The following is a 3,818-nucleotide window of genomic DNA, read 5'->3' on the forward strand; positions in this document are numbered from 1 at the left end:
TGGGCAATACCAGCGGTGGCCGGCTGCGACCCCACGGTCGCCGGGGCCGCGGATGGGACGGTCACCGGAGGCACGGGCGGGGCAGCCGCGATCGCACCCGCCGGACGCCCGTTGCTGCTCCCGGTGCCGGGGATCGGGAGCGGGACGGCCGGCAGCCCGGGCGCCGGGATTCCCGGCGTGCGCAGATCGCCCGCCGTTCCCCGTCCGTACAGGTCCGTCGGTTCCGTACCGGTGGTGAGCACGCCGCCCGGCGCCCCGCCGGCCGCGAGCCCGCCGACGCCGTTGCCCTGGCCGCCGACGCCGTTGCCGTACTCCAGGTCGGTCAGGGACGCCAGGATCTCGTTGACCCGGATATGGGCCTCACCCACGGCCAGGCTCTGCCGGGTCACAGCGTCGGCAGCGGCCCGGATCTCCTGACCCGCCCCATTGTCCGCGGGGGCCGCGCGAAGGACCTGCACGAGGCCCTCGGCGACCCGGAGCTGGGTGTCGAGGAACTGGGAGTGCAGGGCCAGATGGTCGCGGGCGACCTCGCTGATGCCGGCGACCTCACCGGCGCTCGGGGCCGGGGCCGCCAGGGTGGCTGCCGCCGGAGCAGGCGCTACCGAAGCAGGCGCTACCGGAGCGATGGCCGTCGGGACGGGTACCGCCCGGGTGGGCGCCGGTGCCGACTGGGTGAGTACTGGCTGGGTGGGTGCCGGCTGGGTGAGTACTGGCTGGGTGGGCGCCGGTGCCGCTTCGGGGACGCGCCGCTCGGTGGCGGTCGGGACGTTTTCGAGCGCCGCGGCGGCCGACCCCCGCGGCCGGACGGCCGCGGCTGCCGCGAGCGTGACCAGCGCGTCGGCGTAGGCGCGACGGCGAGGCTCCGAGACGTAGTCCGCCCCGGTCAGCGCAACCGTCATCCCGGTCGGCTGCGCCTGCTGCGGCAGCGGGGCCGTATAGCGGTTGAGCCCGCTGAGCTCGACGCCGAGCACCGCGAGGCGCACGGCCGCGGCCGCGCCGTCGCCGTCGCGACCGGCGTCGGTGGGGATCGCCACGACCTCGTCGCCGAGGGTGCGCCGGACCAGACCGGTCAGCACCTGGCTCGGCCCGATCTCGACAACCACCGTCGCGCCGTCCGCGTGCAGGGCCTGCAGCCCGGCGACGAACTCGACGGGGTTGCCCAGCTGCCGGGTGAGGACCCGGCGGTTCTCGGCGGGGTCGTCGCCGTACCGGGCGCCGGCGGTGTTGGCGTGCACCGGCACGGCCGGCGATCCGATTTCGGTGACGTCCACCGCGGCGGCGAAGTCGTCCACCGCGTGCCCGACGAGCGAGGTGTGGAACGCCGCGGCCACGGAGATGCGCCGGGCGTCGAGCCCGTTCGCGGTGGCGGCGGCGACGAACTCCTCGACGGCGGGCGTCGGACCACCAACGACGACCTGGTCGGGGGCGTTGTGGTTACACACGACCGCGTCCGGGTGCGCGGTCAGCAGCTCGGCGACCGCGTCGCGGTCGGCGCGGACGGCGGCCATGGTGCCGGGGTCGAAGCCGGGTTCGTCCGGCGGGGCCATGGCCTGGCCGCGACGCCGGGCGAGCCGGAAGAAGTCGGCGTCGGCGAGGGAACCGGCGGCCCACAGGGCGGTCAGCTCCCCGAAGCTGTGGCCGAGCAGGCTCACCGGGCGCAGTCCCAGCTCCCGCAGGAACCGGAACTGGCCAACGGAGAGCGCACCGATCGCGGGCTGCGCGTACTCGGTGCGCGTCAGGTTCATCTCGTGGTCGGCACGGTCGCCCGGATCGAAGCTCGGCGGCGGGAACACCGCGCGGGCGAGCGTGAGCTCGGCCCCGGCGAAGGTGGCGTTCGCCGCGTCGAAGGCCTCCCGCACCGGCGGGATCTCGACGGCTGCGGTGAGCCCCATGTCGACGTACTGGCTGCCCTGGCCGGCGAAGACGACGCCGACGCGGGGCTGCTCGGCCGTCTGCCGGCGGTAGTGCACCCCGGCGGGATGCGACCATTCGGCGGCGTCGGCCCGCGCCGCGAGCTGCTCGATCGCGATCGCGCGCAGGCGCTCCGCCTCGGCGCCGGTGCGCGCGACGAACCCGACCCGCGCGGCGCTGCCCGGGATGCCCGTGTCACCGTTCGGTTCGGCCTGCCCGCGCACCAGGTCAAGGAGCTCCGCGAGCGTCGCGGCATGCCACAGGTGGGCGCGGACGGCACGGTGCGTCGCCCGGGCGGCACGCTTATCGGCGTCCGGGCGTGCCGTGTCGGGGGTCTCCTCCAGGACGACGTGGAAGTTGGTACCGCCGAACCCCATGGCGGAGGCGGCCGCCCGGCGCCGCCCCACGTCCGGGTCGAGCACCCAGGGCCGGGTGCGGGTGCTGAGGTAGAAGGGCGAGCCCTCCTGGGCGAGCGCCGGATTCGGTTCGCGGACGTTGATCGTGGGCGACAGCGACAGCGACAGCGACAGCGACAGCTTGATCAGACTGGCCGCGCCGGCAGCGCCCTTGGTGTGCCCGATCTGCGACTTCACACTGCCGATCGCCGCCCGGCCCGGGCGTGCCCCGGCCTCGGCCAGGACGGCCCCGAGCGCGGACAGCTCGGTGGCGTCACCGACGGCGGTACCGGTGGCGTGCGCCTCGAACAGCTCGACGGACGCCGGGCTCACCCCGGCGTCCGCGTAGGCCCGGCGCAGCGCGCGGACCTGGCCCTCCGCGCGCGGCGCGTAGACGCTCTTGAACCGACCGTCGCTGGACGACCCGAGACCCCGGATGACCGCGTAGATCCGGTCCCCGTCGCGCTCGGCGTCGGCCAGCCGCTTGAGCGCCAGCATCCCGATGCCCTCGCCGACCAGGGTGCCGTCGGCGCCGGCGGCGAACGGCTGGATGTGGTCGGACTTGGACAGCGCCTGCGTCTTCGAGAAGCACATGTAACTGAAGATCGAGTTCTCGGTGTCACAACCACCGGTGATCATGAGATCGGCACGGTGGTCGATGAGTTCGGCGATGGCCCCGCGGACGGCCGTGAGCCCACTCGCGCACGCGGAGTCGACCGTGTAGTTCGTGCCTCCGAGGTCGAGCCGGTTGGTGATCCGGCCGGAGACGACGTTGCCGAGCAGCCCGGGGAACGAGTTCTCCTCCCACGGCGGGAACGCGAGCGAGAAGGCCTCCAAGACCGCGGCGGTTTCGGCCTCGTCGAGTCCCGCGGCGCGCACGACCTCGCGCAGGACCGGCGTCTCCAGCCGGGCCGCCAGCGGGTGGGCCATCGTGGTGGGGCCGGCCATGCCCAGGATGACCCCGGTACGCTCGGAGTCGTACCACGCCGATCCCGGTGCGCCCGCGTCGACGAGCACATCCCGCGCGACGATCAGGCTGAGCAGCTGCACGACCGCGGTCACGTCCAGCAGGTTGGGCGGAAAGCCGAACTCCACCGGGCTGAACGCGACCTCGGGGAGGAAGCCGCCCCGGCGCGCGTAGGTACGGTCGGGCACCGTCGCATCCGGGTCGTAGTAATCTGCCGGGCGCCAGTGCGTCGACGGCACCTCGGTGACGCAGTCGACGGCGTCGATAACGTTGCTCCAGTACTCCCGCACGTCGCGCGCCATCGGGAACAGTCCGGCGAGCCCGACGATCGCGATCGGGTTGTTCGCGAGTCGTCGGTCGTCAGGGCGGTCGGACTCGTCCACGTGCTTCTCCCCTTTACTGGCCGGCAGGTCACCACCGCGTGCGGCGGGACCCTGATATGTCGGGCGTGGTGCCCTGATATGTCGGGCGTGGTGCCCTGATATGTCGGGCGTGATGTATCCGGCGGAGGTATTCAGGTGTGAGGTATTCAGGCAGGGCTGCGC

Annotated in this window: 1 protein-coding gene; it reads right to left on the reverse strand. The window is 73.8% G+C overall.

The window, feature by feature from the left end; genetic code table 11:
- Positions 1–3,656: beta-ketoacyl synthase N-terminal-like domain-containing protein (locus AC08ON_RS16900; protein WP_476617321.1), on the reverse strand; the 3,656-nt coding region annotated here is incomplete at its 3' end.
- Positions 3,657–3,818 lie beyond the last annotated feature (162 nt).

It is taken from the genome of Frankia sp. CoWAU3 (genome assembly GCF_977971855.1).